Origin of the sequence: Bradyrhizobium sp. YCK136, from assembly GCF_044570075.1 — a bacterium.
Lineage (GTDB): Bacteria > Pseudomonadota > Alphaproteobacteria > Rhizobiales > Xanthobacteraceae > Bradyrhizobium > Bradyrhizobium diazoefficiens.
The window spans coordinates 1813402-1839394 of the sequence record NZ_CP172424.1; the positions used below are offsets into that span (position 1 = coordinate 1813402).

Genomic DNA, 25993 nt, shown 5'->3' on the forward strand with positions numbered 1-25993 from the left:
GTTCCGCGTAGCGTTCCCAAAGGGCCGATAGATCACCGATTAGCTATCCCAAGTAGAGTTGGAGACTTCTCGTATATGGCCCAGCTGGTTAAGGTCGCAACGTTTTCTGAGGCTGCGGAGACATTAGACCTCATCAAGGCCAAATATCCATCTCTGTTCGAGAATCAGTCGTTGGTAATCCGTAGGGAGAGCGGCGGCGCCTATGTTGGAGGCCTTGGCGGCTTGAAATCCGCAGAGGAGGCCGAGCAGTTTTGTAGCAAGGTCCGTGGCGGCGGCGCCTCTTGCCAGGTCGTAGCTACCCCCAGAGAGTAGCTATCGAAAAAGGCGCTATTCTTAGCAGCTAAGGACACTCGCTCAGATCGATTTCTTCCATAACATTGGATTTGCGAACGCGTCGACCGAGGTTTCCCGGCAGCGCAGGCCTCTCCGCTTGTCCGCCGCGATCTCAAGTCGGGTAATAGTTGGTTTCCTTCATAAAGCTTAGTCGGGCGGCTGGCCAGTCGCGCTCCATCCGCTCATCTGGCGCATGGTCGCTAACCCGTCCTATTCGTGAGAGTGCGGCTTTTGGGCCCGATTGATGCGGCCGCACATCTTGTCTGACGAGGCGCACAGGATTGCCTTCGGCTTTTCGCCGCCTGACGACCGGTACTTTGCAACGCGCTTGAGGGATGGGTTGGGCGAACGGGGGGCGGACGCCCCGCCGGTCAAGGACCGAGCGGCAGCAGCGCGCCGGGCAAGCCGCAGATCAGGTCGGCTTCGGGACATGCCGCGGCAAACGCAAGGCGAATGCGGCTCGTGGTCTCGACGACACGGGCGGCGATTTTCAAGAGCCGAAGACGCAGCGTCGCGAACTCGGCAGCGGCCAATTCCCGGGCTTTGGGAATGGCGTCGCGCACGGTCAGCATCAGCCAATAAGCGGCCGTATGGAGCACGAGACGGACCTGGTTGGCGAGCGCCGAACGGCAGCTGGTGCGATCGGAGGCGAGCTGCGTCTTATGCAGCTTGATCAGATTCTCGGCTTGGCCGCGCGCGAATACAGGCTGTCGTAGATCCACTCGGCCGAGCCGACATCGAGGCTGGTGACGACGAAGCGGATGTCGAGGCCGAGCATCGTCGCCTCAATACGGGCGACAGTGCGCCGTTCGCGATCCCAGGACTTTGCCTTGTGGCGCGTCTCGGTATAGCCACGCAGAACCGGCAGGTTCTCGATGGCGCGTCGCGTGCGGATGTCGTCGGCGACCTCGTCGACTTTTCTGGCGAGCGGCTTGGTACCGGACAGACCGAAGATGTAGTCGATGCCGTTGGTCTCGCACCACGCCATGGCCTCCGGCCGGGCATAGTGCCCGTCGCCACGGAACGTAATTCGCGTGTTGTGCCACCGCGTCCGGATATGCCGTACCAGGCGGCGCAGATGGGCACGCACCTCGACGCCGCCCGGCGTCTTGCCGGGCCGCAGCACGACCGCCACGGGCCGGCTCTTCTCCGTGTCGTAGATGTGGATCGGCAGGAAGCAGCGTTCGTCATAATGAGCGTTGAACAGCGAGAGCTGCTGATGGCCGTGGACGACGTCGCAGGTATCATCGATGTCGAGCGTGACGGATGCCGGCTCGCGCGGGTAGCTATCCATCCATGCGTCGACCAAAATGTAGGTCAGTCGGATCACGTCGCGCAGGCGCGGAGCATTCTCCAGCCGCGACAGCGTCGGTTGGGAACACAGATCGCGGCCCGTGTCCGGCAGCCGTCCGCAGGCCAGCTTGAATGCGGGATCGGACCGCAGATGATCGAGGTCGTCGGCGTCCTCGTAGCCGCAGCAGATCGCGAACATGCGCGCGCGGAACATATCGACAAGGCTGTGCACGACCCGCGTCGGATCGCGCCGATCCGGGAACACCCGGGCCAGATTGTCGGCCAAGCCGAGACGCCGCTCGGCCATCGCCAGAAGCATCACGCCCCCGTTCGAGGTCAGGCGACCGCCATCGAAGGCAGCTGTGACTTTCTTGGCGTGAACGGCTGGAAACGAGAAGGGCAGAATCGCATCATCGGTCATGGCGGGCGTGGCGTTCGCGGTTGAAGGTGATGGGGTGGCTTCGCAACCGAATCCTACGCCGCATCAGCGCTTTACATCCACGCTCGCCAGCCCTCAGGCGCACTCTTACGAATAAGACGGGCTAACTACTGGACCCGCTCTTAAGCCCTATGAATGCGACGCGATCAGATCCACGAAATTAGAGCTGGCCCCGCAAATTCGGACAGTAGCTTGAGTGGATTTTCTGCCTGACAGCGGCGAGGATTCTTGCTGCGAATCAGGAGCGAAGATGACGAAGAAGAGCCGCCGGACGCATTCTCCGGCATTCAAGGCGAAGGTTGCTTTGGCTGCGGTCAAAGGCGACAAGACACTGGCGGAGCTGGCGCAACTGTTTGATGTTCATCCGAACCAGATCACGATCTGGAAAAACCAGCTCCTGGAAGGCGCCGCCGGCGTGTTTGGGCATGACAAGACATCGGCCGAGACGCCGGTCGATTTGAAGGCGTTACATGCCAAGATCGGCGAGCTGGCGTTGGAAAACGATTTTTTGTCCGGCGCGCTCACCAAGGCGGGCCTGCTGAGCGCAAAGCGATGATCGACCGCGATCATGATCTTTCTATCGTGCGCCAGGCGAAGGTCCTGAAGCTGGCTCGCAGCACGGTCTACTATGAACCTCGGCCAGTTTCGGCCGAGGACCTTGCCTTGATGCGTCGGCTCGATGAGCTGCATCTCGATTATCCCTTCGCGGGAGCGCGTATGCTGCGATCGTTGCTGCGGCGGGAGGGCGTATACGCCGGTCGCCGCCACATCGCGACGCTGATGAAGCGCATGCGGATCGAGGCGGTCTATCGTCGCCCGAACACGAGCAAGCCGGCTCCGGGTCACAAGATCTACCCGTACCTGTTGCGCGGATTGAAGATCGAGCGGCCCGACCATGCGTGGGCAATGGACATCACCTACATTCCGATGCGGCGTGGCTTCGTCTATCTCGCGGCGGTCGTCGATGTGTTCAGCCGACGGGTCCTGGCCCATCGCGTCTCGATCACAATGGAGGCGGCCTTCTGCGTCGAAGCGGTCCAGGAGGCGTTGGCGAAGCACGGCAGGCCCGAGATTTTCAACACGGATCAGGGCAGCCAGTTCACCAGCCTCGAGTTCACCGATGTGCTGCTGGACGCGAAGATCGCCATCAGCATGGACGGCAAGGGCGCCTGGCGCGACAACGTGTTTGTCGAGCGGCTCTGGCGCACGGTCAAATACGAAGAAGTTTATCTCCGCGCCTACGACAGCGTGTCCGAGGCGCGAGCGTCAATTGCCAAGTATCTGGCCTTCTACAATCAGGGACGCCCTCACTCGAGCCTTGACGGGCGCACGCCCGACGAGGCTTACTTCGGCACGCAAGCTATGGTGATGGCCGCATGACCGTCGCCGACGGTTTTGTCGTCGCTCTGGTCGGGCTACGCCCTCCCGACGCAACGACAAAACCGTAAAGCCCCGCGTTCAGCATAACCCGGCAGGAATCCACTTAAATCCAGCGGGGCGCTGTCCAAACAACCGGGGCCAGCTCTGGCGACCGATGATACGACTCATTAGCCACGAATTCTTCGATGTCGTGACCAGGCCGGTGCTGTGGATGGTATGCTCGCGTTCGGCGTATTTCTCATCCACGTCGTAGGGCATATGGCGGTGGACGATGAAGGGGTTCGCGTCGGTATCTACGCGACGGCTGCAGATGACAATGAAAGGCTCGCGACCTTGGGAGTTGCAGAGACACTGTTTCATGAGATGTCGGGCATTAATATGGAGGGATCCTGGAAGGTTATTGGCTCTGATGTCGCGGCTCAAGCCCTTGTCGATAATATTGATATCGCAGTGGCACGAACAGATGAGGGTTGGAGGTTCCTGATCAGATCACGGTCTGGATTGGAGCACAGCCGGTTCGTTCGAACTGCTCAAGTGCTCGGGGCCACCTTGAGTCAGCAAAGGCCCTGGCCGTTGATTGCCTACGAAGCTCTTCAATCCCCGGGGGGTGACGATTCGGAATCCAAATGGCCGACCAAGGTTCAGATTTCTGGAACTACCGCGGATCCTGGCCGTCACGCCCGCGTGTTTGTGCCGAAGACCGTCGCGCTCTTAAGCTTTCTCGCTGCATTTGTGTTTGCTTGCCGCAGCATGATCAGAGATACGGGCAACAATATGCTATTGTCTCTGTTGACGGCGTCTCGTTCAAATTGGACGGCGGTTATGACCGCAAAGATCTCTGTCGCTTCATTTTTCGGCCTGGTCTCTTTTTTGACTTTATTGTTGTTCGCAACGCTCTCCGAAGGCTTCAATCTGAAGGAGGGGCTCATAACAATAACCCTGATTCAATCGCTGGGTCTCATCACCTCAGCTTTATTAGGGATTGCTTGCGCGTTGCTGGCTAAGACCGAGTCGAGGATCTACTTGATTGCTTCCGGCTATTTGATCCTGCTAGTCCTTCTGTCGGGGATGATTGCCAAGATTCAAGCCAGTGAGCGCGTTTTGTATTGGTTGTCTCGTGTTGTCCCGTTGGGCTATGCGATGGACAATCTGTCTGATTGGATGTTTTTCGGGGTCGTTCCGCCGTTCAACAGCAACAGCATCCAGATTATGGCAGCGCTCTTGTTGCTCGCAACAACACTAGCGTTTGCGTCGGTCTTGTATCGTAGGAAGCAGGTTTGACGCAGCGCTCCCGTGGTGCACTGCAAAGCCGCCGCCAGGAGGGTTGCTTCTTGCCAGGAACTGCGGGTTGTCAGCTGCTGCTGTAGCAGCGCCACCACAGCGACCGAGCTCAGGGCAAGGCCTGCCTGGCCTGGACGATGCCCGCAATTCCATAACGTCGCATACGCGAACGCTGCCCGTCAAAAATGCTTGGCGGCCAGAAGCCCGAGCAGAACCGTGCCCGAGACGGCGGATACTGCGACCATATTGATCAGGTTTTGCGTGGCCACCGATAGCATCGATGCCGCGGAGGATGGCAACGAGTTCGCTTTTGATTTCTTGCGTTTTGGCCTTTGTGGCGTTGTTTTTGTAGGCATTGCATTCCCGAGATGGCGGGCCAGGCCGCCATGCAGCCCGACCCTGACGCTTCCCTGCCGGGATTTGCCCCCGATCTGCAGCCACCATTGCATGCTCGCGGACGAGAAAGCTTAAGGGGTCTGGTAAACCAAAGCTGACCAGAGTTGATGGTTTATGAATTCGCGATGCCTATCGCGAGGGAGCCAGTGCCAGGCCTCTGCAATATCGTTGACGATATCAACCTGGACTGCTCGCGGCAGCGTGCCACCGCGCGCCAGTGCCGCGCGTTGACACGCCACCTCATCAATGCGGCCAGTGAAAACTCGACCGGCCTGATGGGCTCCAGACGGGTTCGCCGCCATCCCCATCGCCGCAATTGATCCGCCCCAGCGTGCGACTTCTCCTGCGGTCCCCGCGCTTTATAGGTCCGGGTCCCCTCGCTCGTTATGCCGCCTCGCTTGGGAGCGTCGACGTCATTTCGGCGATCTTCTGAAACTCGATAAATAGCTCGGGCTGATACCGCTCGAGGTAACGCGCCACCCGGTCGTTGGTGATCAGCTTGCGGAGATAGCCCTTTACGACCGTGAGGTGGAGGTGATCCTGGCCGTACGAATCTTGGATCGAAGATATCGCTTCCTGCAATCGTGAGAGTTCGCGTTCCATGCGGGCAATAGCTTCGGCCGTCATGCCCTTCAACCGTTTAGGCGTCTGTGGCGTGACCAACAGGGCCTGGGGAGTGCCGGCCAATATGGCTGCCGCATAACTGACAGAAAAATTATTGGCATTGATAAGGAGTTCGGCGGCCTCGATCTGACGCAGGGGGCACATCTTGCGAAGAACATCGAAGACAGCCAGGGGGCACATCCTGTCCTTTAATAGGCCGACGACCTCCTCGCATATCCCGTCAAGCAGCTGCGCTTTACGCGATATGCTGCGGACATTGATGTCCAGGGCCTGAGCTATCTTATCCTTAGGGACGTTGCGCTCGATCGCTTTGGCGATCATTCGCTGCTCCTGGATCGGAGACAGGCGGCTAATGCGCTTGTTGTAAGTAAATGCTTCGTCATCGGTCGAGACCAGGCATTCAACCTCACTCTCCCCAAGGTCGCGAAGCACTTCGATCCGCAAATGGCCGTCAAGCAACAGGTAGGAACCGGGATCTCTTGTGTCTTGAATGACGACGGGTGGTTCGACCAGTCCAATCTCGCGAATAGAGGCTGCAATCTGGCGGTATTTGTGACTAGATTTCGCAGTCTTCTCGATCGACTTGACCGGTAAGATCGAGGCGATTTGCACCACCACGAAATCGGAGCAAAAAGCCTGGATGATCGTGTTTGAGGCACTCGTATCGTCTGGTTTGCTCATGTCGCTAGTCCATCGGCGATCCGCTGTTCTAGAAAGGCAGGCATGGTGTCGAGACGCTCGGCCTTGAGCAGATTTGCAAAGTTCTCATCATCGCGGAGCTCTCGCATAGCCTCGACGATGAACAATAATCGGCTTTGTGTGACCTCGGCCTTCTTGACGAGCAGCCTTTGGCGGTCCGCCTCTTGGCGATAGACGCGAATGATTGATTCGCCGGTAATTGGTCGCTTGGCGGCGCTACGCCGTCCAGACCGGCTATCATGAATGTGTTTGCCGCTGCGCCGTCGTTGCTCGATAATCCTGCGCACTGCGACCAGCTTCTTTCCGCGTAATTTCTTTTCTGTGTGCGCCTGCGTCAGAGCTTGCTGAACGTCCTCATCGCTCGATTTTGCAATCTCGATCGCCATATTCAGGGGAAGAATACCTGCTTCGACAGCCGTGACGAGCCGTTCCTCACCCTTTTCCAATAGGGTGCCAATCATATGAATGTATTCGACGCTAACACCGATCCTTGGTGCAATCTCGCGGTCGCTATAGCCGCGGCCGCGCAACGTGCTGATATCCTGCAACAGGTCGATCGCTCGATGCTGCCGCCTGGCACAATTTTCAACCAGGCTCATAACTAAGCAATCGCTTTCCTCGGCCTCGATGACTATGGCCGGAATCTCTGTCTGACCGAGCTGAATGAACGCTTCGACCCGGCCCTGGCCACAAACAAGATCATAGCTTGCTGAGTCTGCATCGCTCTTTCGTGGGCTAACCGTGACCGGACGCTTAAGCCCGACATTGGCGATGCTCTGCACGATCTCCTGAAAATTGCGACGATTGCGGACTCTCGGATTTAGCCCGATCTATTCACGAGAGCACGGTCGTTCTTGACGTCTGACGGGGGCTGGCGGCTGGCGTGGGTGACCGTCCGGCCTTTCTCACCGGGTTCTACATCAAGCTGTTTTGTAGGCGATGGAGGAGTGGGGCGGGTGAGCGGGCGCAGGCCCGGTCGGTTACGGACCGAGCGGGAGCAGCGCGCCGGGCAAGCAGCGGATCAGGTCGGCTTCGGGACATGCCGCGGCAAACGCAAGGCGAATGCGGCTCGAGGTCTCGACCACACGGGCGGCGAGCTTCAAGAGCCGAAGACGCAGCGTCGCGAACTCGGCAGCGGCCAATTCCCGGACTTTGGGAATGGCCTCGCGCACGGTCAGCATCAGCCAATAAGCGGCCGTATGGAGCACGAGACGGACCTGGTTGGCGAGCGCCGAACGGCAGCTGGTGCGGTCGGAGGCGAGCTGCGTCTTATGCAGCTTGATCAGATTCTCGGCTTGGCCGCGCGCGCAATACAGGCTGTCGTAGATCCACTCGGCCGAGCCGACATCGAGGCTGGTGACGACGAAACGGATGTCGAGGCCGAGCATCGTCGCCTCAATACGGGCGACGGTGCGCCGTTCGCGATCCCAGGACTTTGCCTTGTGGCGCGTCTCGGTATAGCCACGCAGAACCGGCAGGTTCTCGATGGCGCGTCGAGTGCGGATGTCGTCGGCGACCTCGTCGACTTTTCTGGCGAGAGGCTTGGTGCCGGACAGACCGAAGATGTAGTCGATGCCGTTGGTCTCGCACCACGCCATGGCCTCCGGCCGGGCATAGTGCCCGTCGCCACGGAACGTAATTCGCGTGTTGTGCCACCGCGTCCGGATATGCCGTACCAGGCGGCGCAGAAGGGCACGCACCTCGACGCCGCCCGGCGTCTTGCCGGGCCGCAGCACGACCGCCACGGGCCGGCTCTTCTCCGTGTCGTAGACGTGGATCGGCAGGAAGCAGCGTTCGTCATAATGAGCGTTGAACAGCGAGAGCTGCTGATGGCCGTGGACGACGTCGCAGGTATCATCGATGTCGAGCGTGACGGATGCCGGCTCGCGCGGGTAGCTATCCATCCATGCGTCGACCAAAATGTAGGTCAGTCGGATCACGTCGCGCAGGCGCGGAGCATTCTCCAGCCGCGACAGCGTCGGTTGGGAACACAGATCGCGGCCCGTGTCCGGCAGCCGTCCGCAGGCCAGCTTGAATGCGGGATCGGACCGCAGATGATCGAGGTCGTCGGCGTCCTCGTAGCCGCAGCAGATCGCGAACATGCGCGCGCGGAACATATCGACCAGGCTGTGCACGACCCGCGTCGGATCGCGCCGATCCGGGAACACCCGGGCCAGATTGTCGGCCAAGCCGAGACGCCGCTCGGCCATCGCCAGAAGCATCACGCCCCCGTTCGAGGTTAGGCGCCCACCATCGAAGGCAGCTGTGACTTTCTTGGCGTGAATGGCTGGAAACGAGAAGGGCGGAATCGTATCGTCGGTCATGGCGGGCGTGGCGTTCGCGGTTGGAGGTGATGGGGTTGGCTTCACAACCGAATCCTACGCCGTATCAGCGCTTTACACCACGCTCGCCAGCCTCTCGGGCGCCTCTTACGAATAAGACAGGTTAGAAAGCGAATCTGGTCAATCGGGACGGTCGTTACATGTTTCGGTCCTCTCGACTTGGATTTACTCATGCTGCCTCCAGAAATGACGATTTGGCCGCCATCGAATAGAGAAAGTCGAGCGATTCGAATCGATAAGCGTCTAGCGAAAGCGCGTTGTCTTCCGCCATCCGAATCCGACGGGTATTCATGTCGATACTTGGAAGAATGTAGTAGTCGAGAGGCTGTTCGTTCGAGCGATCCAAGCGAACGGCAACCGTGACGTCCGGCGCAAGACCCGTGTCAAACCGAATTTGCCATCGAAGCGCACCAGTCTGGGTCTCGAAGGACCGCGCGAGTACGATTGATGCGGTAAATTCCTGATTGACCAGAAGGAGATGAGTTATGGGGTCGCAGGCGACAGATCCGCCCGCGTTTTCGAGGCCCGCTACGATTTCGGCTAATAGTCCAGGGAAGGTCTCGCGTATGTGCCGGTTGATTTCGATGAACTTGTAATCACGGTCGGGCGTGTAACCTATAAGGCTGTAAGCTCTCAAAGGCTGCCGAAACGGTGCCGGTAGAGACTTGATGAGGGCATACCGTCCCGCTCGTCGATAATGAGGCCTGACAGGGAGCCCTCCTCTGCAAGCACGGCTTGAAGATGAGCGAGCAATTCCTCATCGGAATAATGATTGTGACGTTGGTCTATAATGAGTCTGGCGCGCTCAAATAGAGCGCGGTCGACTTTCGAGGGAAGGACACCATCCGCTCGAACCCAGGTGTCGCGCTGATTGACCACACGTCGCTGCTTCAACTTGTAAGAGACGCGATTGAAGATGTTGTTGCCGATATATTTTTCGTTCGTCAGAATCTGATGGATTGATGCCCGAGTCCATGGGCGACCAAAGTCGCTCATGATGCCCCGCTGATTTAGCACCAATGCGATTTCGCGCTCCGACTGACCTTCGACGAACATCGAATAGATGCTGTGAACGCGTTCGATTTCGTCATGCGGACCAGGAGTAAGGACGACGCGGTCGGTTTGGAGGCTCTTTCGATCGCCGCGGCCGAGTTCACCCTTTGGATTTCGCCGCTCATCAATTAAGAGGCGCCGCAAGCCAAATCCAGCCGGACCGCCCTGGCGAAAGCCGTGTTCGATGAGCCGGCATTGGCCAGCAAAAACCTTGACCGATAGCTCGCGGCTGTATTCACCAGCCATGACCCGCTTGACGTTCTTGAGGAGGATCGAACCGATACTGCCGTCATTATCAAACTGTTCGCCGCAATAATGGACACGTATCCCTGCCCGAGAGCAAACGTGCTCGTGGTATGCACCTTCGTCCGCATCCTGAAATCGTCCCCAGCGGCTGACGTCGTAAACTAAGATTGCTTGAAAGCCGGCGGTGCCGGATTGCACTTCCAGCATGAGAGATTGCAATCCGTCACGATCGTCCATTCTTAAACCGCTACGGCCGGAATCTTCAAGAACACGCACGATCGTGAAGCCCCGTTGCTCGGCATAGCGACGTATCGTGTTGAGTTGATTTTCAGTGGAGTATTTCTGTAGATCTGTCGACATCCGGACATAGGCAGCGGCTAGAGAAGGACCTTCTCTTCGATTTTCGCCCTTGCCGATGCTTTTGATGCGCCTTGTCAATCAGCACCCGATTCCAATGCGATTCTGTCGGCCTCCCCCAAGGCATTCATGAATTGCCGCCTGATCGTACGGGATAGGAGGGTGGAATGTCGTTTCCAAAAAAGGGTAAGTCCTTTCCAAAAAAGGGCAGAGACGGCAGTGTCGACTTCAGCGTTGACGATCATGCGTTCGCGATGAAAATTGCATCGGCATTGACGTCGGAACTCAGGGATCGAAACTCGCGTGCAAAATTAGTGGCGGGCTGGACGGGAGCGAATGAGCGCACGGTCAAAAATTGGATCTTAGGACGATATGCGCCCTGCGGCAGGCACCTCGTGGTTTTAGCTCAACATTCAGACCAGGTGCTAAATGCCATTCTGTCGATGGCGGATCGGCAGGATCTGCTCTTAGCCCCTAAGGTAGAGGACCTGAGGCGAAAGGTATTCGAGTTGTCGGCTATCCTCGGCGAGCCAAGCCGTTCATCGACAAGATCTCATACATTTTGAATTTCGTCCGTCGGCCGGCACGTGTCGAGCGGTAGCTTAGCCGGAACGGTAGTTGGCTCCTGTTGATCTCACCGAAAGGTTGCGCCTTGATATCGACAAGGGCGCTTGGTGGCTCTCTGCGTGCGAGCAGTGCACCGCACGGCAACCTGCGAACGCCTCGGACTGACGCGATAGCGGAGCTATGCTATGGCGAAGAATATCGTCGTATTCTCCGATGGCACTGGACAAGATGGTGGCGCGCGGTCGAAGCAGCGCATCAGATACATTTACAAAATGTGTCGTGCGTCTGGGGATCATACCGACACTGCAATCAACCCGTCCGAGCAGGTGGTCTTTTACATAAGGAGGTTGGCACGACGGCTCTGACCGCGCCCCGTGCGGTTCGTTCAGAAACTGCTCGGATCGGTGATCCTAGCGCCCGGTTTGGGTCACCTTCGCCGCGAAGCCTTCCCAAGGCCTGAAGATGATCTGCTTGGCAAGTTCGCCGTAGAGTTCACAAATCTTCTGCGACTCAGCGACAAAGTTTGCATAAGCTTGCCTCGCGAATTCGGTCTGAACCTCAACCGCCTTATCGAACGACCGCACAACCATGAGCTTCTCGACAAAGGACCCGGTCTCCCGGAGCGACTTGTTGCTGTAGTCCCTGTAGGCATTCGCGATAGTTTGAATATTGACTGGACAGTTGTCCGCCGGCGTGACCGCGCTGATCGAAGGGGCATCCGCCGGTGCGACTTCGCCGATCAAGGGCACATCCGCCGGGGCGGGTGCCCCGCTTGAGGGGGACTCCACCGACGCAGCTGCGCCGTTCGTCAGGGTGTCAGTTGACGCGACCATTGCGCCGATTCGATCTTCATCTCGCTGGACGAGCTTCGGACTCTGTTGTTGATCAGGTTTCTGGCCCCGCTGGTCCGCCTTCCGGCTGCGCTGGCGGGGCTTACTGCGCGGTTTGTCTTTGTGTGTAGTCGACATTGTTGAACTCCGCTGTTCCGACTCAAGCCAGACGCAAGATACTGCGCCATTTTGCGATGGAATCGCGGTTCTGCCTTGTTCCTTAGGTGGCGTTGATGTGGTGACTGGAACTCTGAATGGAACGGCGGCGGGCCTGACGACGCGCCCATCGCCGCCGGGGCCTCGTCCGCCGGGTTTCCACGCGCTCCAACTTTCCGGGTGATGGGCACCCAGCGCTTGCCCAAGATCATCGGGGAGGCCAAAGCGGTCGAGATGATTCCTTCGGGGTCGTCGAACCGATCCGCCGATCTCCTCGATGCCGCGTACGGTGGTAGCGATGAAGTCAGGATACATTCGCCGTAGACCACCCAATCGGCCATGCTGATCATCCTGCGAGTCGATCGAAGGCGCGTGCGAAAGAAATCTCTCTTCTCTTTTTTGCGATTGCTGTCTTGCTCGCTGTTCTCTTTGGTGCCATCATAGGTTGAATAGAGCGCCGGAATTGGGGAATACCGGAGATGGGGACATTTGTCAGCTTGCGCGCGTGCGCATCGGCGTATTTTGCCGCGTGTTTAACTATCGTTGGGAGCGCCAGTTTCGGCTCGGCTGACGAGCTGAAAGCTCCTGATCCATTCAGGGCTGCTTCGAGCAGGCTGAAGGATCTATCGTCATTCGTCGACAATCACCTCCAAACCGTCAAGACCGTCAATAAGGCCGCCAGTACCAAGATTGCCGGCGGCAAAAGCCAAACCATGGATATCAACGCCTTCAGCCAAATAGCTGGCAGGGGAGCGATTGCGAACATACGCACGATCGAGAATACGCTGCGTTTCCAGCAATTGGATTCGGCACCAAACATTCGCAAGCTTGATTTCCTGCAAGATCACCAGACGCAGCTCCAGGATTTCTCGAACAAACTGCATCAGGCGCAAACCGACCTGCAGACACTTGCGCCAGCCGAAGCCAAACAGCGGTTCGACGCGATCATCGTCCCGACAGATGTGCAAGAAATTCTTCAGCTCGGCACGGATGGTCGCACACTTCCACTGCCGCCCCATCTCCAAGGTCTGGGCGGGTTGAAGCCGGCGACGCTCACTCCGTACGTTGTCGGTCCCGGCTCGGCCGCCACCGTCGACTATCCCTCCGTTGTCGAGATCGCTTACGCCTGGGATGGATACGGCTCATCAGCCCTATGCACAGGTACTCTGATCTCCTCGACGGCCGTGCTCACGGCGGCGCATTGTTTTTGCGAGCAGGTCGATGCGAAGTCGGCGAAAGCCTGTCTCTCAGCGACCTACAAGCGCGGTCAGGAGGATGTGAAGCCCGACGATAAACGGTTTGTCTCAGTCTTCTTCCATGATCGCGGTGTCGTCGCCGTCGACCAGATCATTATCAACCCGGACTATGCATTCCCCAAAAAGGACCTCGCGATCCTTAAGCTGACCAAAGAGATCACCGATGTGATGCCCGCGCCGCTCAATACGGTGAGATCACTAAAGTCCGGGGAATTTGCAACCATCGTCGGCTTTGGTGTGCATAGTCCGCTCAAAGCGAACGGCGCACCTCAGCCAGGACCGCCTGTCGACGGCTCCGAAGGCATCAAACTGTGGGCGACCATTCAAGCTGCGGCCTGCAAGGATCTCAGCTTTAGCGAAGATTTCTGCTGGAGCTTCAAGCTCCGCAATGAAAACAAGATTCTTGGAAGTACTTGCCATGGAGATTCCGGCGGGCCGGCATTCGCGACCATCGACGGCGCCCTAAAGCTCGTCGGCGTCACGTCAGGGGGCCCGACGACTGCCGGGCAGGAAAGGACCTGTCCTATGATGTCGAGGTCTTCAAGAACATAACTTGGATCACGTCGGTCGCCGGATCAAATACCAACCCGGCTTTCGCTGCCAATCCAAACGCGTTCTTCAAAAACCCCGGGGGCCGGGCTTACGGTGCTCCCTACCATCTTTTCATAAATACCCCGGAACACTCGAGCGGGACCTTCGCAATTACCAACTCAAGCGGTTCTCTCACGGTCAGCGTCAACACAACGCCAACCTTCGCATCGCTGACGCTCGAATTAACGGCACCAAACGCAAACAGCCCAGCGTGTACCTCATCGGTGGCGGACGCCTTTGCGACCTGCACCGTACAATCGCCCGCAATGGGTACCTGGAGCGTTCGCGTTACTGGCGCAAGTCCTCAAGAGTCGCAAGTGGTCGCCGCCGTCGGCCATTAAACGTTGGGAATTGCAGAAAATCGGTTGTTTTGTTCTGTGCAAGGCGGTGCCGTATGCGGATAGTTAGTTACGTGGTCGTTGTCGCTAGCGGTGTCTGGATAGGCGGATGCAGCATTATTCCGCCCACGCCCGACGACACTAGCCTTCCGGTTCGCGAGATCCTTCAACACACAGCTTGCGAACTTCGCTACGCATTCGTGAAGCTTAGCGAGCCGCAATACGCCTCCTTCAAGGCCAACAAATGGCTCGTTGCCATCAAGCTATCGCCAAAGACGGATTCGGAAATCAATGGCGGCGTCGGTTCGACGGGCAAGAGCACGACACTGTCAGCGGCTAGATATTTTAACAACTGGGCGCTGGGATCGGTCGGCGCTCCCGGCGGCGCCGTCGATGCCAAAGGTACCCGTGACGTCTCCATCACTTTCAAGACAAGCTCGAAAGAGCTCATTTCGAATCCCAGGAATCAGCTGATCTGTCCGGTCGACAGTCCGCGCGCGCATGTTCTGACCGAGCACCTTGGAATCGGCGAATGGCTCGTACGCCTTGTAGAAGCGAAGGATACGGCTATGGGGTCGCTCGCCAAGCTGGACTCGCCAACCTACAGCTCGCAAATATTCGTCAAATTCAGCGGCAACGGGAGTTTCACCTATACGTTCCCATTCGGCGCCGCCTTCGGCGCATTGTCCGGCTCCTATGACATGGACGAGACGCTGCTCATAACCCTCAGTCCGGATACTACCAGCAGCGGCACTCTCGTCGTCCAAACCCTGCCGGTTGGCGGCAACTTCAAGGATGGTCCCGATCGGGTCACTGTCATCAGCCGCGTGAATGCGCAAGAAAAGCTGGATAATACGACAAACCAGCAAAGCATCATCAACGCCATCCGCAACCTTCCTCGCTAGGGCAGGCCGTACAATGTCTGGATTCATTCTCTTTATGATGTTCTTCGTCTCGCCACCGGCGGCGCCGGGAAAGCAGGTCTGGAGCCTTCACAACACAGAACATCTCGATTTCGCGTCGATGGACGCTTGCAAGAAATACGGCCTTTTGATGCAAGCCAGGTTCCAGAAGGTCGCGACTGTTAAAATCCGCGGATGGTGCGTCAACCAGCAAACTGGCGCGAGCACATATGACGTCAAGAATCCCCATCTTCCACTGAATAAGGGTGACATCTATGAGATCCCAACCGACGTAAATATCGACGACCCTAAGGAAGGTTATTAACCCGCTGTGAGGGGCAATCCGGTGCAGGATCGACGGGACTATCTTCGCTTGATGGGAGGCGCATTTGCGCTGTCGTTGTTGGCGCGATCAGAGCCGGTCAGGGCAGTCACCGGTCCGCCTCCGATGCCCGATGCGAAGCAATTTCAGAGTGGCGACTTCCTCTGGCCCAAGAAGCCAGGCGTCTTTGTGCCGTACGACGCCGGGTCGCCGCGTCCAGTCGATGCCGACAAAGTCAAATGGTACGAAGAGCGCGACCGCTTCATCGCCAATGTCGCGAACACGGCGCCTTACTTCACGCCGGCTCAAACCGAGCGCATGCGTAAACTGACTTACGAGGAATTCCGCGAACGATACACCGGCACCCGCAAGCCCGGAGGCGGGACTTACTCAGTCAGTGGTCCCATCTACGTTGGTCACGTTGCAATCATTGACATCGACGAGGCGGGCGCTCCATGGATTATCGAGGCGCTCTGGGGCAGGGGCGTCATCCGACGACCCTACACAGATTGGACAACCGAACGCGCCGACGAAGTCGTATGGCTCGGCCGTCTTGCCAAACTTTCCGCTGCGGATCGTGCAAAAATTCCGGGAGAAGCCAGGAAGCACGTTGGGAAACCCTACGACTTCTGGAATTTCAATCTCAACGACGATACGGGATTCTACTGTACCAAGCTTGCCTGGATGTCGGCATTTCGGTCGCTCAACATCGCGGTCGATGGCGATCTTAACCCAAAGCGCGCCTTTTGGTTTTCACCCAAGCAATTTCTCTACGGCGCCCGCGTGACGCGCTTGATCGATCCCGGGCCGTACGGGACACGATAGCCATATTCTCGTCAGAAGAAGGCGTCTCAAGAGATATCTTCCCCTAGCGAGAGGATCTGAGCCGCAGCAGTCGAGCAAGTTTTTTTATAGATTCTCTCCCTCCGCCAAACTGAAGAAAAACTCCTTTATATTCCAGTGCTTCTGAGTTCGGCTTTTCACGTGGCCCATACTTCAGCCCATACCCACGCGCGAAGTGCGAGGTTCAGCAGTGCAGAGCAGGGCAGGCGATTTTGGAAGCGTAGTCGGGTGATTTCAGAACTTTGACGTTCCACGTTGGGATAGAATAGTTCCCGATCAAGACCTTGAGGAGCGGCCCGTCCATGGCTGATCGACGGCGCCCCAAGCATGGCCGCTGATAAAATGGGGGTGAATGTTTAGCAAGCGTACTTTCGGCGCTCGCAACTATGGGCCTAAGAGAGGTTTCCTCCCACGAGCCGCGAAGAAAAAGGCCACAAAAGCTAGCAACTAAGTCCCGCAGCCAAGAAGGACCGGCGGGACCGTCTAAGAAAGGCTCTCAGGGAAGAAAAAGAGGCGCGGGAAATGCGCTTCCTTCGGTGGAAGGCGAAAAAGAAGCAACCCTCACCGGCTTAGCGGCTCCCGGGCGTGGTGCCGGAGGCGTCCGTACGTCGGGCAACATGAGAGATACGTTGTCAGCGCCTGCGTGGCAAAGGACCCGGAGTTCGCGCAGGTGCAGGCTGACGGAATGAAGATTTGTAGAAGTTTTCGACTTAATCTGACGGCAAGGTTTGAACTGGCAGGGAATGGAGCTGCGGGCGAGCAGGAGAGCGCGGAGGCCGCTGGACATATGCCGGCGGCCTTTTCAATCTCGATAGATTGCACTCCTAGTTGCGTTGCTCTGCGCCCGGCTCCTTCGCTGCCACCTCCCCAGGGATCTGAGGCTAAGCTGAACAAAGGATACGGGATCATAGAGTTTCTGTGCATCTTTGGCCCGCCCGGCACGTCGCGGACGCAGCCCTTCGGCCTGGTCTATTGGATTAGCTTTCGGATCGGACGTTTGATGGCCCGGCAAGCTGAATTGCCGGGCCATCGAAGGCCGTCAAGCGGCGTCCTGTTCCGGCACGGAGCCTCCTGCACGTTCCTGCGTCACCTGCGCGAAGGTCTGTCCAGTTGCCTCCAAGGTCGGATTTAGACCACAGAGCTCCTGGACTCGCCGCAAGGTAACGTCGCAGTACGCAGGATCGATCTCGACGCCGAAGCCGCGCCGGCCGGCGCGCTCAGCTGCAATGATGGTTGTGCCCGATCCAAGAAAGGGATCGAGAATGACGCCTTTCCGGCGCGAGCAATCGCGGATCGCGTCCTCGACCATCGCCACCGGCTTCACGGTTGGATGAAGCTCAAGATCGGCGCGGTCGCCACCGAAGCCGTTTACGCCTGCATAGTTCCAGACGTTGGTCCGATATCGGCCGTACCTGCCAAGTTCGACGTTATTAATGTGCGGGGCTGTGCCCGACTTGAACACGCACACGAATTCGTGCTGCGAGCGGTAGAGCGAGCCCATACCCGCGTTGGTCTTGGACCAGACGCAGATATTCTTCAATTCGCTATAAATGCCCTTGCCGGCCTCGAGCATTGCTCCGACATGACGCCAATCGATGCACTGGAAGTGAATAGCGCCGTTCACGCTATGCTCGGGCAAATGGACAAAGACGGACTGCAGGAACGCCACGAATTCTGCTTCCGACATTTCGCCGGAGGCCATCGCGAACTCGCGATGCTGAATCTTGCCAAGCCCTCCTACATGGCCAGCGATACGAACGTTGTAGGGCGGATCGGAGAAAACCATCTGAGCCCGCTGGTCGCCCATGAGCGCGGCATAAGTCGCAGCAAATGTCGAGTCGCCGCATATGAGCCGATGCTCGCCGAGCTGCCAAACGTCTCCTGCCCGGGTGATCGCAGGTCCCTGCGACGGCCCTGTAACAGTGTCGGCGCGGTCCTGAGACCCTGGCGCCGAGAGCTCGCCGATGATTACGTCGATCTCGGGCAGTTCGAAGCCTGTAATTGTCAGGTCAAGATCTTCAAGCCCAAGGTCCGATAGATATTGCAGCTCAAGGGCGAGCAGCTTGCGGTCCCAGCCGGCATTTTCCGCAAGCTTGTTATCCGCAATGACGTAGGCACGAAGCTCGGCTTCGCTCATATCCGCCAGGCGGACGGTCGGGACCTGCGACAGGCCGAGCTTGGCGGCCGCCCGGTATCGGCCGACGCCGGCGACGACAGCATTATCTTTTCCGACCAGGATAGGATTTGTGAAGCCGAAGCGCCCGATCGCATTTGCGATCTGCTCGATTTGCTTCTCCGAATGCGTTCGCGGGTAGGACGGACGCAGCTTGAGTGCGCTGAGCGGCTGGTACTCGATTGATAAGGTCTGCATGTTGAAAGCTCCAAAGAGGGGTAAGGAGCCGGCAAAAAATATGCGCAGCTCCGGTTGAACCGAAACCACGCAATCTGCCCATGCAGCGTCGAGGTACCCTAAGAACAGTTCCGGCCCATGCCGGCTATCTGCTCGCAATGAGGAGGTTGACCCGACCCATGCCGCGCAACCTTCAACTCATCTCTGGCACTTTGTAGATAACCGCCGGACACTTCGTCGTCAATCTTATCGGTGCGATCATTGCCACCATTTAATGTTCTTTCATGGCGGCAATCAGCGGGTCCTCCTTCAGCTCAGGGTTGGTCCGAAAGCGGTTCAAGAACATCTGCTGCGCGATATACTGCTCGTCAGGCATAGCTTCAGGTACCAACAAAAATCCGACGTTCTTGTCCTGGGGCAGCTGCCGCTCGCGATACTCGCCGAGCCATTTCGCGGCCTGCAGATGGCCGCTCATGGCCAGATTCCGCATCGAGAGCAGCAAAAGCTCGATGGTATTGAGCTCAACGTCTCGGCCACTCTGCTGAATCCGATGCCGTTCGCCCGCGATTTTCTGTACGATCGCCTTCTCGCCTATCGCTCCTTTCGGGCGGCCGCCAGCACGCTTTTGCCCGCGCCTAAATTGCGTCGACGGCGGGCGGCGGCGCCCGGTTTTCGAATCGTCACTCATGGCGGTGTCACTCCTGCTTCTTCGCACAATTGCTCGAGCTCTGTTTTCGTCGCTTCATATATTTTGCGCCCCCAGGCGATATGGCCCTTAGTCCAGTTCTCTGGCAGGCCGTACTTCTCGAAGATCAGCCGCGCAATTCGCCACGTCATACCGTTGGTCGGGAGGGTGACAACACCGCAAACGCGCTCAGTTGCAAAGCAGTTATGCTTTTCGAAGAGGCCGAGCAGATGAGCGATCGCTTTGAAGTCCTTTTTCTCCAGCGCGCGCTTAAGAATCTGCCGGATTTCAACCTCCTTGGCCGACATCGCCTGCACACGGCCGGCAACACTGACCTGAAACGTCTCATTGAGAATACTCTCGAGATCGACGTGAACAGTCCCCGACTTTTTTCGGCGACCGCCAGGGTTGCCGGATTGACCCTTCCTAAACCGGCTTTGCTTAGGTGGGCGCTTGTAACCGATCGAGTAGTCCTTCTGCTTGTGATCCATGACCGCCTCACAGGCTGCCTTCCCGCGTGAGCAGCAGGGCACAGCCGATGAATGTGAAAAGGTGGAAGCGCGCAAAAACGCGGTCCCGGTTCAACCGAAACCACGCAATCTGCCCATGCAGCGTCGAGGTACCCTAAGATCAGCTCCGGCCCATGCCGGCTCTCTGTCACAATGGAAGAGAACATCACGGCCCATGCCGCAGCTCGATCTCCCATCTCAGGCAATAGGTATCTAGCGTGATCGGCCGAGAAATTCAACTGCTGCATCGCTGATCGCGCGCTACTGGGTGCGAAGCTTTCCCTGCACACGCTGCCAAAATTCCCTGCTAAGTCAGCATCCCGATTCCTGGATAAATGACTGAATCACCGGAGGAATCGGGGCAGGGGCAGCCGTTTACGGGCTCCGAATCGGCATTTTTCCCAGTAAATTCCCTGATTTCAGGGAAATTCTCCCCGAGACCGGTTCGCAGCAGACTGCCTGCACCACCATCTTCTTCAAGGGTTTAGCCGCCTTGCGGCTGGCCGGCGAAAAGATGATTTCCACGAGATTTCCACGAAGGCGCTCCGTGGCGCTGGAAACCTCACCGCAGACATTGATGCCGTCCGGTCCAATGCCGGATGCCCCGCTGCTTTCCACTCGGTTAGCGACCGCGCGATGCGCGCTACTCAACCTGGGGCCCGCCCCTGCCCGACATTCATGCCGTCCAGCTTCATTCCTGGAGACCGATCTCTGTCAGCTCGGATGACGTTCGATTGATGCGCGCTGCCGAAGCAAAGGTCGGCTTCCCCCCCCGTTACTCCGAATGTAACGCAGAGCAGGACAGGCCCCTTTCTCAGCCAGCTTTTCGCCCACAACAATCACGTTCATCGCATCCTATTGCACGACAGCCTATCTCGTCTGCCAGCTTTAGTGTCAGCTGAAGTCGTCCTGCCGTCAACATCATCATTCGCTTGGAAAGCCACAGCTCTAGCTTATAATAAACGACCTTCGCGAATCGACGATTTTTTATGGCTGCGCGCCCCGGACGTATCGCAAACGATTGGCTTGCCTATATCAGGCCGCATCTGCGTCCCTTTGAAGCTTTAGAGCACGGCGAACGCGGCGACTACATCGCCAAGCTGTCGAAGAAAGTGAGGCTCAGCGACAACACGCTCCGCCGCTTTATCGCTGCGGCACAATTCCTGGAGGCAGAAGGCATCACCGAGCTGGCACCTGATGTCAGGATGCCAGTGGCTGCTGTCGAGCGGGTCGCTCGAATTGCCGCAAGGCAACCGGAGCGCCGTCGAAAATTGCTCGAAGATGTCAGCGAGGGCAAGCTGACGATTATGGAGCTTCGGGAGCTCCTGAAAAAATGCAGGAAGAGTGCCAAGCGGCCGGGTGGAGCACACTCGACTTCGTCATTAGACCGTGTCGCCCGGGAACTCGAGATCCGCAACATCTGCAAGCGAGGCGAGGTCGTGCTCGCGCGCGCTGATGAAGACGAGTTTGGATGGCTTTTGACCACACCGATGAAGCGGAGCTTCATTGTTCGCCTTCCCGAAGCGCGGCGCGCATTGATCTTGGACGCGATGATGTCGCAAGGATCCGGAACGTCGTTTGCTATGCAGCGACGGGGATTCCTGCGGAACGTCCTTGTTGGCGCAAGCCTTTATGATTTTGTGTTCGTATTCGCCGCGGCCTGGCATTACGAGGTTGAGAAGTTAGTGCAGCAGTTGCGTCCTGTGCTCCGGAAGAGTGTCATCCTAGTAGATGACAACTGCTCTCGGCGACCTCCGCCTTGAACGAGTCCTCGACATCAAGCTTGGCCTTGTCGCGTACGGCAGCAAGCGCCACCTGTACCTTCGTCTCGACCGTGAGCTCGACTTCCCGCCTGGCATCGTCGAGCTCGCGCTCCTTGCGAAGCATGCCCGCCTGGATCTTTTGGGCTGCAGCCAGCTTTTCGCCATTGCTCGTGAGCATCTGCTGCAAATCGGCCAATTGCTAGTCGCGGGTGCTGAGCTCGTCGGCGACCGCCAGACGCGCTCTCTTGGCTTCAGCTTCGGCGATGTTCGCCCGCTCCGCCTTCAGCTTGGCCGCCACCTGCTCGTCAACGGCCTCGCGAGCTTTCGCGATTTCTTCTCTGGCCTGCTTGAGTAGCGCTTCGCGCCGGCCAAAGTCTTCCTCCTTTGCAGTAAGCTGTTGATCGAACTTGCGGCGCGTCTCTGCGATGAGGGGAGCGGCGAGCGATTCCGTCAGCTTGATTTCGGTGTGGCAGTTGGGGCAGACGATCTGGGGATCGGTCACGGCATCGGTCCTCTGAGAATTGACCGTGATAGTATCGGGTGGGCGTGCGCCACTTAAGCCCTGGGGACGGGTTATCCCGCGCAAATGCGGCGGCCGAGGCAATAGCGGCCGTGGTCTTCCTGAGCCGTTCTCCTCCATGATCAGTTCCTCGATGCGTGGATGTCGCGCTCGCGCAGGACGGCTTCGACAACACGACGCAGGCGGCGCACCGAGCCACCGGCCCAGTTTCTCGCGACCGCCTCGTGCTCAATGCCATCGAGCGGCGTCACCCAACTCTGATCGAGGCCGCGCTCCCTCGCGAGATCGGTCAACACGGCCGGCAGCAGGGCGTCGAGATCCTTGGAGGTCGGTTTGGGAAAGCTCACGACCCGGAACCGGTCCCGGATCGGACCGGGCAGGGGATCGAGACGGTTTGCGGTAGCGACGTAACTTACCTGCGACAGATCAAGATTTGTCTGAAGCGCGGGATCGGGATAGCGCGAGCTCGTCTCCGCTTCGAGAAATGCGAGCAGCACGTCCCAAAGTCGGCCATTGTCGCTTCGCGTCGCAGCCTTCTCGATCTCGTCGACCAGCACGAGCGGATTGGCAATGCGTGCCTGCGCAATTGCGAGGAAGGCGTGACACGGCTCGGCTGAGTACCAGCGCCGGTCCGTGCCCCCGAAGGAAGCACTATCGGAGCGGCTTGCATCGCTCCGCCATACGGCGACACCCAAGACCTCGCCCAGTCGGCGGGCGAACCGGCTCTTACCACCGCCGGGCTCGCCAACGATCAGGAGGGGGCGCAAATGCACTGTCTCGCGTCCAACGAGATCTGCCAAGGCGAAGTCGACGACCTCGCTGGCGTACGGGAACTCGAACAGACAGGGTGTTGCGCGCTTCGTACAACGCCGGTGCCTGAACGAGCGGTAAGGCGACGTTGACGACGTCCTTCAGCGGCCCGATGATCTCCTTGAGCTTGGGGCTCTTCATCTCGTTTTCGGACAGACGCGCAACGACGAGATGATGATCGGGAATGACCTCGAGGATCGGGGCGGCTTGTCGCTCGACGGCTTCGGTCCGGTCGGCTTCCCGTTGCCTTCGGCGGTCATTCTCCTCCCTGAACTGAAGTCGCAACGCCGCTTTGGCTGCGGAGATGCGATGCTCGGCCGTGCGGTGCCCGACCAGGGAGGCGTTCATTGCCGCAGAGAACTTCTTTGGCACAAAATGCGTGCAGGCCTGTAGCGCGGCCCAGCCATAGGTGAACCGTTCAAGGTCGCAGCGAACCTTCTGTTCGACGATCAGCGAATTCAGCTGAAAGGCCTTGACCAGTGCCTTGGCGACCCTGCGATGCTGCTGGAAGTGTTCGTCATCACGTGGCGTCGGCAAGCTCACGAGCCGGACACTATCAGCAAGGCTCCTGAGAGCTGGCTCACTATGAGCGACCGCGCGGCGATCGAGTTCAGCCGCCAGCGCCATTGCGCCCTCTAACGACCTGCCTTTGGCCCATGCGAGATTATGGGACAACTGCGGGCAGAGCTCTTCGACTTCAGCGATGAGCCGCTCCTCAACGTGATCGGCGCCATCGACAATCAGCATTGCATAGCGCAAAAGCCTGGGCAGGCCCTTGAGGCGTTCGTCCCAATCGGCCGAATCGGCAGCGGCGCCGGTCGAGGCGGCGTCCTCCGCTGTCGGTAGATCCAGATGATCGGAATTGTCATCGTCATCATTCGCGCTCAAGCGAGATCCTCCTCGCAAAGAGCCAGCGAGACCATTGCCTCCGTCCGGGCAGACTGACCGGTAGCCTTAGCGTAATGGATGTGATGGGTAAGCCACAGGGTGGCGAGTTCGACCTTAAAAGGAAGATCGAACTCGAGGCGACCAAGAACGTGCGACAGCACGAGCATGGCCGCGGGGTCATCGCTGAGGGCCGAGTGAAGCAGGGCGGTCATCGTGATGTCGACGGTCAGCGAAATGTCGCGGATCGGCATCAAGGAGAGGGCGGCAGCGATCGCAGCTGCCGGATCGCCACTCAGGGCGGCCCGGAGTTTGTCGCCGCCATGAAGGACGGCGATTCGTTGCAACATGGTACCGATGATTGACTGTTCGGTGTATCGGAACTGATGCACCGAGAGCATCCGCCACCACGCCAGCGGAGGGCCGTCGTCCGTGGAGAGCGGCCAGATATCGCTCGTGGGATTGTTCGAAGCAGACATTCGCGGCCCCCTCAGTTCGCAATGATGATCGGTTGCGGGTAGCGGCGGGGGACCCACACTCTCGAACCAATATGGGCGCCCGTGATGACCTTCGCCGCGATAGCGGCGGATGGAAACCAGACGGCGACCAGAAGGCGCTTTCGGTCGGCAGCCCCGGGGATCGTGGCCAGGGCGTGCTTCGCTTCCAATTCGCTGCGGCGGGTGTCGACGATCCCCTGGGCGCTACCGTTGATGGGCCAACGGAATTCGGCGCCGGGCATGACCACGAACCCGCGATCGGATGTGGGATAGCCCCGTGCCCAGAGGCCTACATAATTCAGCTCAAGCTCACCTCCGGCGGGAGGTGTGGCGACGATGTCGATCAGCATCGGCTCCATGTCGTTCGGCCCGATCGGATCGTCGTCTCGTTCAGTTGAACTAACTACGGGAACGCGATCGAAGTAGGAATCCAGTGCCAGACAACCCGCGTCAAACAGTTGCTGACGCGCGTCCTCGAGGATGCGCTCCATTTCGGCGCGTTCATCGGCGCGGACCCTGGGAATTGTCGGGGTCCACTCGTTGGTGATGACGACGTGGTGCGCTGCTTGAGCAATGCTCCAGAGGTGATATTGAAGATAGAATGCTGGGTCCTTGTTGGACCAGGGCTCGGGATATCCGACGACAACGTAGGCTACGCGGGCAAACGCCTTTGCCGGATCGGCAGGATGCTTCGAGAAACGCATATTGATGTTTTTGGTCTCGCCGAAGTAGGCCGTCTCGCGGTTCATCAGCACGTAGGCGGCGGGGCCGACGGCCAGCGCCAGATCGGTGCTGTTGCGATCAGCGAGGGGGATGACCCAGACCCCAACACGGCTCGCGCCGTGATGCACCAGCCGAGGGCTGGTGATGCCATCCCCGGGACGGAAGATCTTGGACGTGCAGGTGGTCCGCGACGATGGCAGGTCGAATGACAATGACATGACTGAAATCCCTCTGTTGCGAGAGATCGCCGGCCGACGTCGTGAACTGAGTATCGTTGTTGCCGCCAGGTGAGCCGAAGCAACGGAGACCCAGGCATCGCAAAGGTTGGTCGTTTGGATGGAAGGCAGAGCAGCCGGTCCCAACGAGGAGGTGGCCTTTCGCCACCCCTTGCGATGCGCGACGTCGAATTGACGATCGCTAATCCGTGAACGACGAGTTGAAATTCTCGAAGACCGTCGCGAACACCGGCACAAGGCCGCCGTCCGGGAAGCGTTCACTCTTGTCAACGGCAGAAGGTAGCGGCCCAGGCCGCAGGTATCGTTGACGCATTTGCGCGTTTCGCGCTGCAGGGTCTCGGCACCCCCGCGCCCATCGCGCCGACCCGGAATCTCGTGGTGACCGGTCTCTACCGTTATGTGCGTAATCCAATATACGTCGCAGTCGTTGCCATCATCCTGGGTCAAGCGGTGCTGATGGGCGATTGGCGCCTCATCGTCTACGGCGCGCTGCTCTGGCTCTTCTTCCACGTCTTCGTCGTGGCGTACGAAGAACCCACGCTCGAGCGGACGTTTGGGAGTGAGTACGAGGCGTTCCGCGCCGCCGTCCCGCGCTGGATACCGCGGATGACCCCATGGCGGTTGAAATGATCGGTGGCCCGCGGTTGTGCGAGCCGCTGCTCGCGACCGGTCTCGGACGTTTCACCGGCGCCGCGAGCAGGCACGCTGTCTGGCGCTCGGTTGGAATGTCGCCTCTGTCGCTTCATGGCCTTAACGAACGTTGTCCC

26 protein-coding genes and 1 pseudogene are annotated in these 25993 nt (G+C 58.6%); 9 read left to right on the forward strand and 18 right to left on the reverse strand.

Features of this window, described 5'->3' with window-relative positions; all coding sequences use genetic code 11:
* Positions 1 to 704: 704 nt before the first annotated feature.
* Positions 705 to 2047 (reverse strand): annotated as a pseudogene (locus ACFLEY_RS08505) (IS1380 family transposase).
* A gap of 268 nt (positions 2048 to 2315) precedes the next feature.
* Between ACFLEY_RS08505 and ACFLEY_RS08510 the strand changes: the two are divergent.
* Together ACFLEY_RS08510 and ACFLEY_RS08515 are read left to right on the forward strand one after the other, a co-directional pair.
* A protein-coding gene (locus tag ACFLEY_RS08510) for an IS3-like element ISRj2 family transposase (RefSeq protein ID WP_085967151.1) occupies positions 2316 to 3445 on the forward strand; the annotation gives its coding sequence in 2 pieces (ribosomal slippage) (positions 2316 to 2568 and positions 2568 to 3445; 1131 coding nt in all).
* Between the two features lie 216 nt (positions 3446 to 3661).
* Positions 3662 to 4726 carry an ABC transporter permease gene (locus ACFLEY_RS08515; protein WP_211434540.1) on the forward strand — a complete coding sequence of 355 codons (1065 nt, stop codon included), beginning with the start codon at positions 3662 to 3664 and terminating at the stop codon, positions 4724 to 4726.
* A gap of 179 nt (positions 4727 to 4905) precedes the next feature.
* Here ACFLEY_RS08515 and ACFLEY_RS08520 read toward each other — a convergent pair whose 3' ends face one another.
* The 6 genes from ACFLEY_RS08520 to ACFLEY_RS08545 form a co-directional block, all read right to left on the reverse strand.
* Positions 4906 to 5175: a hypothetical protein gene (locus ACFLEY_RS08520; protein ID WP_211434542.1), complete on the reverse strand. Its 270-nt coding sequence runs from the start codon at positions 5173 to 5175 to the stop codon at positions 4906 to 4908.
* Positions 5176 to 5506: 331 nt separating this feature from the next.
* Positions 5507 to 6427 (reverse strand): plasmid partitioning protein RepB C-terminal domain-containing protein, encoded by a 921-nt coding sequence (locus ACFLEY_RS08525; protein ID WP_211434539.1) that lies wholly within the window; start codon positions 6425 to 6427, stop codon positions 5507 to 5509.
* On the reverse strand, positions 6424 to 7227 hold the full coding sequence (locus ACFLEY_RS08530; RefSeq protein ID WP_396604603.1) for a plasmid partitioning protein RepB C-terminal domain-containing protein: 804 nt from the start codon (positions 7225 to 7227) through the stop codon (positions 6424 to 6426). The genes ACFLEY_RS08525 and ACFLEY_RS08530 overlap by 4 nt, the downstream gene beginning before the upstream one ends.
* A 198-nt stretch (positions 7228 to 7425) precedes the next feature.
* A complete protein-coding gene (locus ACFLEY_RS08535) occupies positions 7426 to 8769 on the reverse strand; it encodes an IS1380-like element ISBdi2 family transposase (protein WP_060910091.1) in 1344 nt (447 codons plus the stop codon).
* A 187-nt stretch (positions 8770 to 8956) separates the two neighbouring features.
* The gene (locus tag ACFLEY_RS08540) at positions 8957 to 9424 is read right to left on the reverse strand and encodes a hypothetical protein (RefSeq protein WP_306421966.1); all 468 of its coding nucleotides are present in this window, start codon (positions 9422 to 9424) and stop codon (positions 8957 to 8959) included.
* Positions 9421 to 10524: a recombinase family protein gene (locus tag ACFLEY_RS08545; protein ID WP_396604604.1), complete on the reverse strand. Its 1104-nt coding sequence runs from the start codon at positions 10522 to 10524 to the stop codon at positions 9421 to 9423. The genes ACFLEY_RS08540 and ACFLEY_RS08545 overlap by 4 nt, the downstream gene beginning before the upstream one ends.
* A gap of 86 nt (positions 10525 to 10610) precedes the next feature.
* Between ACFLEY_RS08545 and ACFLEY_RS08550 the strand changes: the two genes are divergently transcribed.
* The gene (locus ACFLEY_RS08550) at positions 10611 to 11009 is read left to right on the forward strand and encodes a hypothetical protein (protein ID WP_211434406.1); all 399 of its coding nucleotides are present in this window, start codon (positions 10611 to 10613) and stop codon (positions 11007 to 11009) included.
* Between the two features lie 411 nt (positions 11010 to 11420).
* Here ACFLEY_RS08550 and ACFLEY_RS08555 read toward each other — a convergent pair whose 3' ends face one another.
* A complete protein-coding gene (locus ACFLEY_RS08555) occupies positions 11421 to 11978 on the reverse strand; it encodes a phasin family protein (RefSeq protein WP_249163480.1) in 558 nt (185 codons plus the stop codon).
* A 497-nt stretch (positions 11979 to 12475) separates the two neighbouring features.
* On the opposite strand from ACFLEY_RS08555, the gene ACFLEY_RS08560 reads away from it, so the two are divergent.
* The 4 genes from ACFLEY_RS08560 (at position 12476) to ACFLEY_RS08575 (ending at position 16230) form a co-directional block, all read left to right on the forward strand.
* Positions 12476 to 13804, forward strand: coding sequence for a trypsin-like serine protease (locus ACFLEY_RS08560; RefSeq protein WP_211434408.1), 1329 nt, complete (start codon positions 12476 to 12478; stop codon positions 13802 to 13804).
* Between the two features lie 577 nt (positions 13805 to 14381).
* Positions 14382 to 15086 (forward strand): hypothetical protein, encoded by a 705-nt coding sequence (locus ACFLEY_RS08565; protein WP_211434409.1) that lies wholly within the window; start codon positions 14382 to 14384, stop codon positions 15084 to 15086.
* A gap of 34 nt (positions 15087 to 15120) precedes the next feature.
* Entirely contained in the window at positions 15121 to 15408 is a 288-nt protein-coding gene (locus ACFLEY_RS08570) for a hypothetical protein (RefSeq protein WP_210161824.1), read from the forward strand.
* Between the two features lie 123 nt (positions 15409 to 15531).
* Positions 15532 to 16230: a YiiX/YebB-like N1pC/P60 family cysteine hydrolase gene (locus ACFLEY_RS08575; protein ID WP_211434411.1), complete on the forward strand. Its 699-nt coding sequence runs from the start codon at positions 15532 to 15534 to the stop codon at positions 16228 to 16230.
* A gap of 1057 nt (positions 16231 to 17287) precedes the next feature.
* Here the strand turns inward: ACFLEY_RS08575 and ACFLEY_RS08580 are convergent.
* From ACFLEY_RS08580 to ACFLEY_RS08595, 4 genes are all read right to left on the reverse strand, one after another.
* Complete coding sequence (locus tag ACFLEY_RS08580) at positions 17288 to 18619, reverse strand: site-specific DNA-methyltransferase (protein WP_396604605.1); 1332 nt, start codon at positions 18617 to 18619, stop codon at positions 17288 to 17290.
* A gap of 250 nt (positions 18620 to 18869) precedes the next feature.
* Complete coding sequence (locus tag ACFLEY_RS08585; RefSeq protein WP_211434441.1) at positions 18870 to 19286, reverse strand: DUF5681 domain-containing protein; 417 nt, start codon at positions 19284 to 19286, stop codon at positions 18870 to 18872.
* Positions 19283 to 19774 (reverse strand): DUF5681 domain-containing protein, encoded by a 492-nt coding sequence (locus tag ACFLEY_RS08590; protein WP_211434440.1) that lies wholly within the window; start codon positions 19772 to 19774, stop codon positions 19283 to 19285. Before ACFLEY_RS08590 ends, ACFLEY_RS08585 begins: the two co-directional genes overlap by 4 nt.
* Before the next feature lie 393 nt (positions 19775 to 20167).
* A complete protein-coding gene (locus tag ACFLEY_RS08595; RefSeq protein WP_396604606.1) occupies positions 20168 to 20410 on the reverse strand; it encodes a hypothetical protein in 243 nt (80 codons plus the stop codon).
* Between the two features lie 371 nt (positions 20411 to 20781).
* On the opposite strand from ACFLEY_RS08595, the gene ACFLEY_RS08600 reads away from it, so the two are divergent.
* A complete protein-coding gene (locus ACFLEY_RS08600; RefSeq protein WP_171901129.1) occupies positions 20782 to 21555 on the forward strand; it encodes a hypothetical protein in 774 nt (257 codons plus the stop codon).
* Here ACFLEY_RS08600 and ACFLEY_RS08605 read toward each other — a convergent pair.
* The 6 genes from ACFLEY_RS08605 to ACFLEY_RS08630 form a co-directional block, all read right to left on the reverse strand.
* Positions 21512 to 21751 carry a hypothetical protein gene (locus ACFLEY_RS08605; protein ID WP_249163493.1) on the reverse strand — a complete coding sequence of 80 codons (240 nt, stop codon included), beginning with the start codon at positions 21749 to 21751 and terminating at the stop codon, positions 21512 to 21514. The two genes, ACFLEY_RS08600 and ACFLEY_RS08605, sit on opposite strands and share 44 nt — an antisense overlap.
* Positions 21752 to 21754: 3 nt before the next feature.
* Positions 21755 to 22057 carry a hypothetical protein gene (locus tag ACFLEY_RS08610; RefSeq protein ID WP_051000294.1) on the reverse strand — a complete coding sequence of 101 codons (303 nt, stop codon included), beginning with the start codon at positions 22055 to 22057 and terminating at the stop codon, positions 21755 to 21757.
* Between the two features lie 140 nt (positions 22058 to 22197).
* Positions 22198 to 22848: an AAA family ATPase gene (locus tag ACFLEY_RS08615; protein ID WP_309142168.1), complete on the reverse strand. Its 651-nt coding sequence runs from the start codon at positions 22846 to 22848 to the stop codon at positions 22198 to 22200.
* A complete protein-coding gene (locus ACFLEY_RS08620; RefSeq protein ID WP_249163494.1) occupies positions 22802 to 23773 on the reverse strand; it encodes a hypothetical protein in 972 nt (323 codons plus the stop codon). The genes ACFLEY_RS08615 and ACFLEY_RS08620 overlap by 47 nt, the downstream gene beginning before the upstream one ends.
* Positions 23770 to 24249, reverse strand: a complete 480-nt coding sequence (locus tag ACFLEY_RS08625; protein ID WP_060908827.1) for a hypothetical protein — start codon at positions 24247 to 24249, stop codon at positions 23770 to 23772. The genes ACFLEY_RS08620 and ACFLEY_RS08625 overlap by 4 nt, the downstream gene beginning before the upstream one ends.
* 11 nt (positions 24250 to 24260) lie before the next feature.
* Positions 24261 to 25208, reverse strand: a complete 948-nt coding sequence (locus ACFLEY_RS08630) for a hypothetical protein (protein WP_211434438.1) — start codon at positions 25206 to 25208, stop codon at positions 24261 to 24263.
* 396 nt (positions 25209 to 25604) lie between these two features.
* On the opposite strand from ACFLEY_RS08630, the gene ACFLEY_RS08635 reads away from it, so the two are divergent.
* Complete coding sequence (locus ACFLEY_RS08635; protein ID WP_396604607.1) at positions 25605 to 25856, forward strand: methyltransferase family protein; 252 nt, start codon at positions 25605 to 25607, stop codon at positions 25854 to 25856.
* The last annotated feature ends 137 nt before the right edge of the window (positions 25857 to 25993 follow it).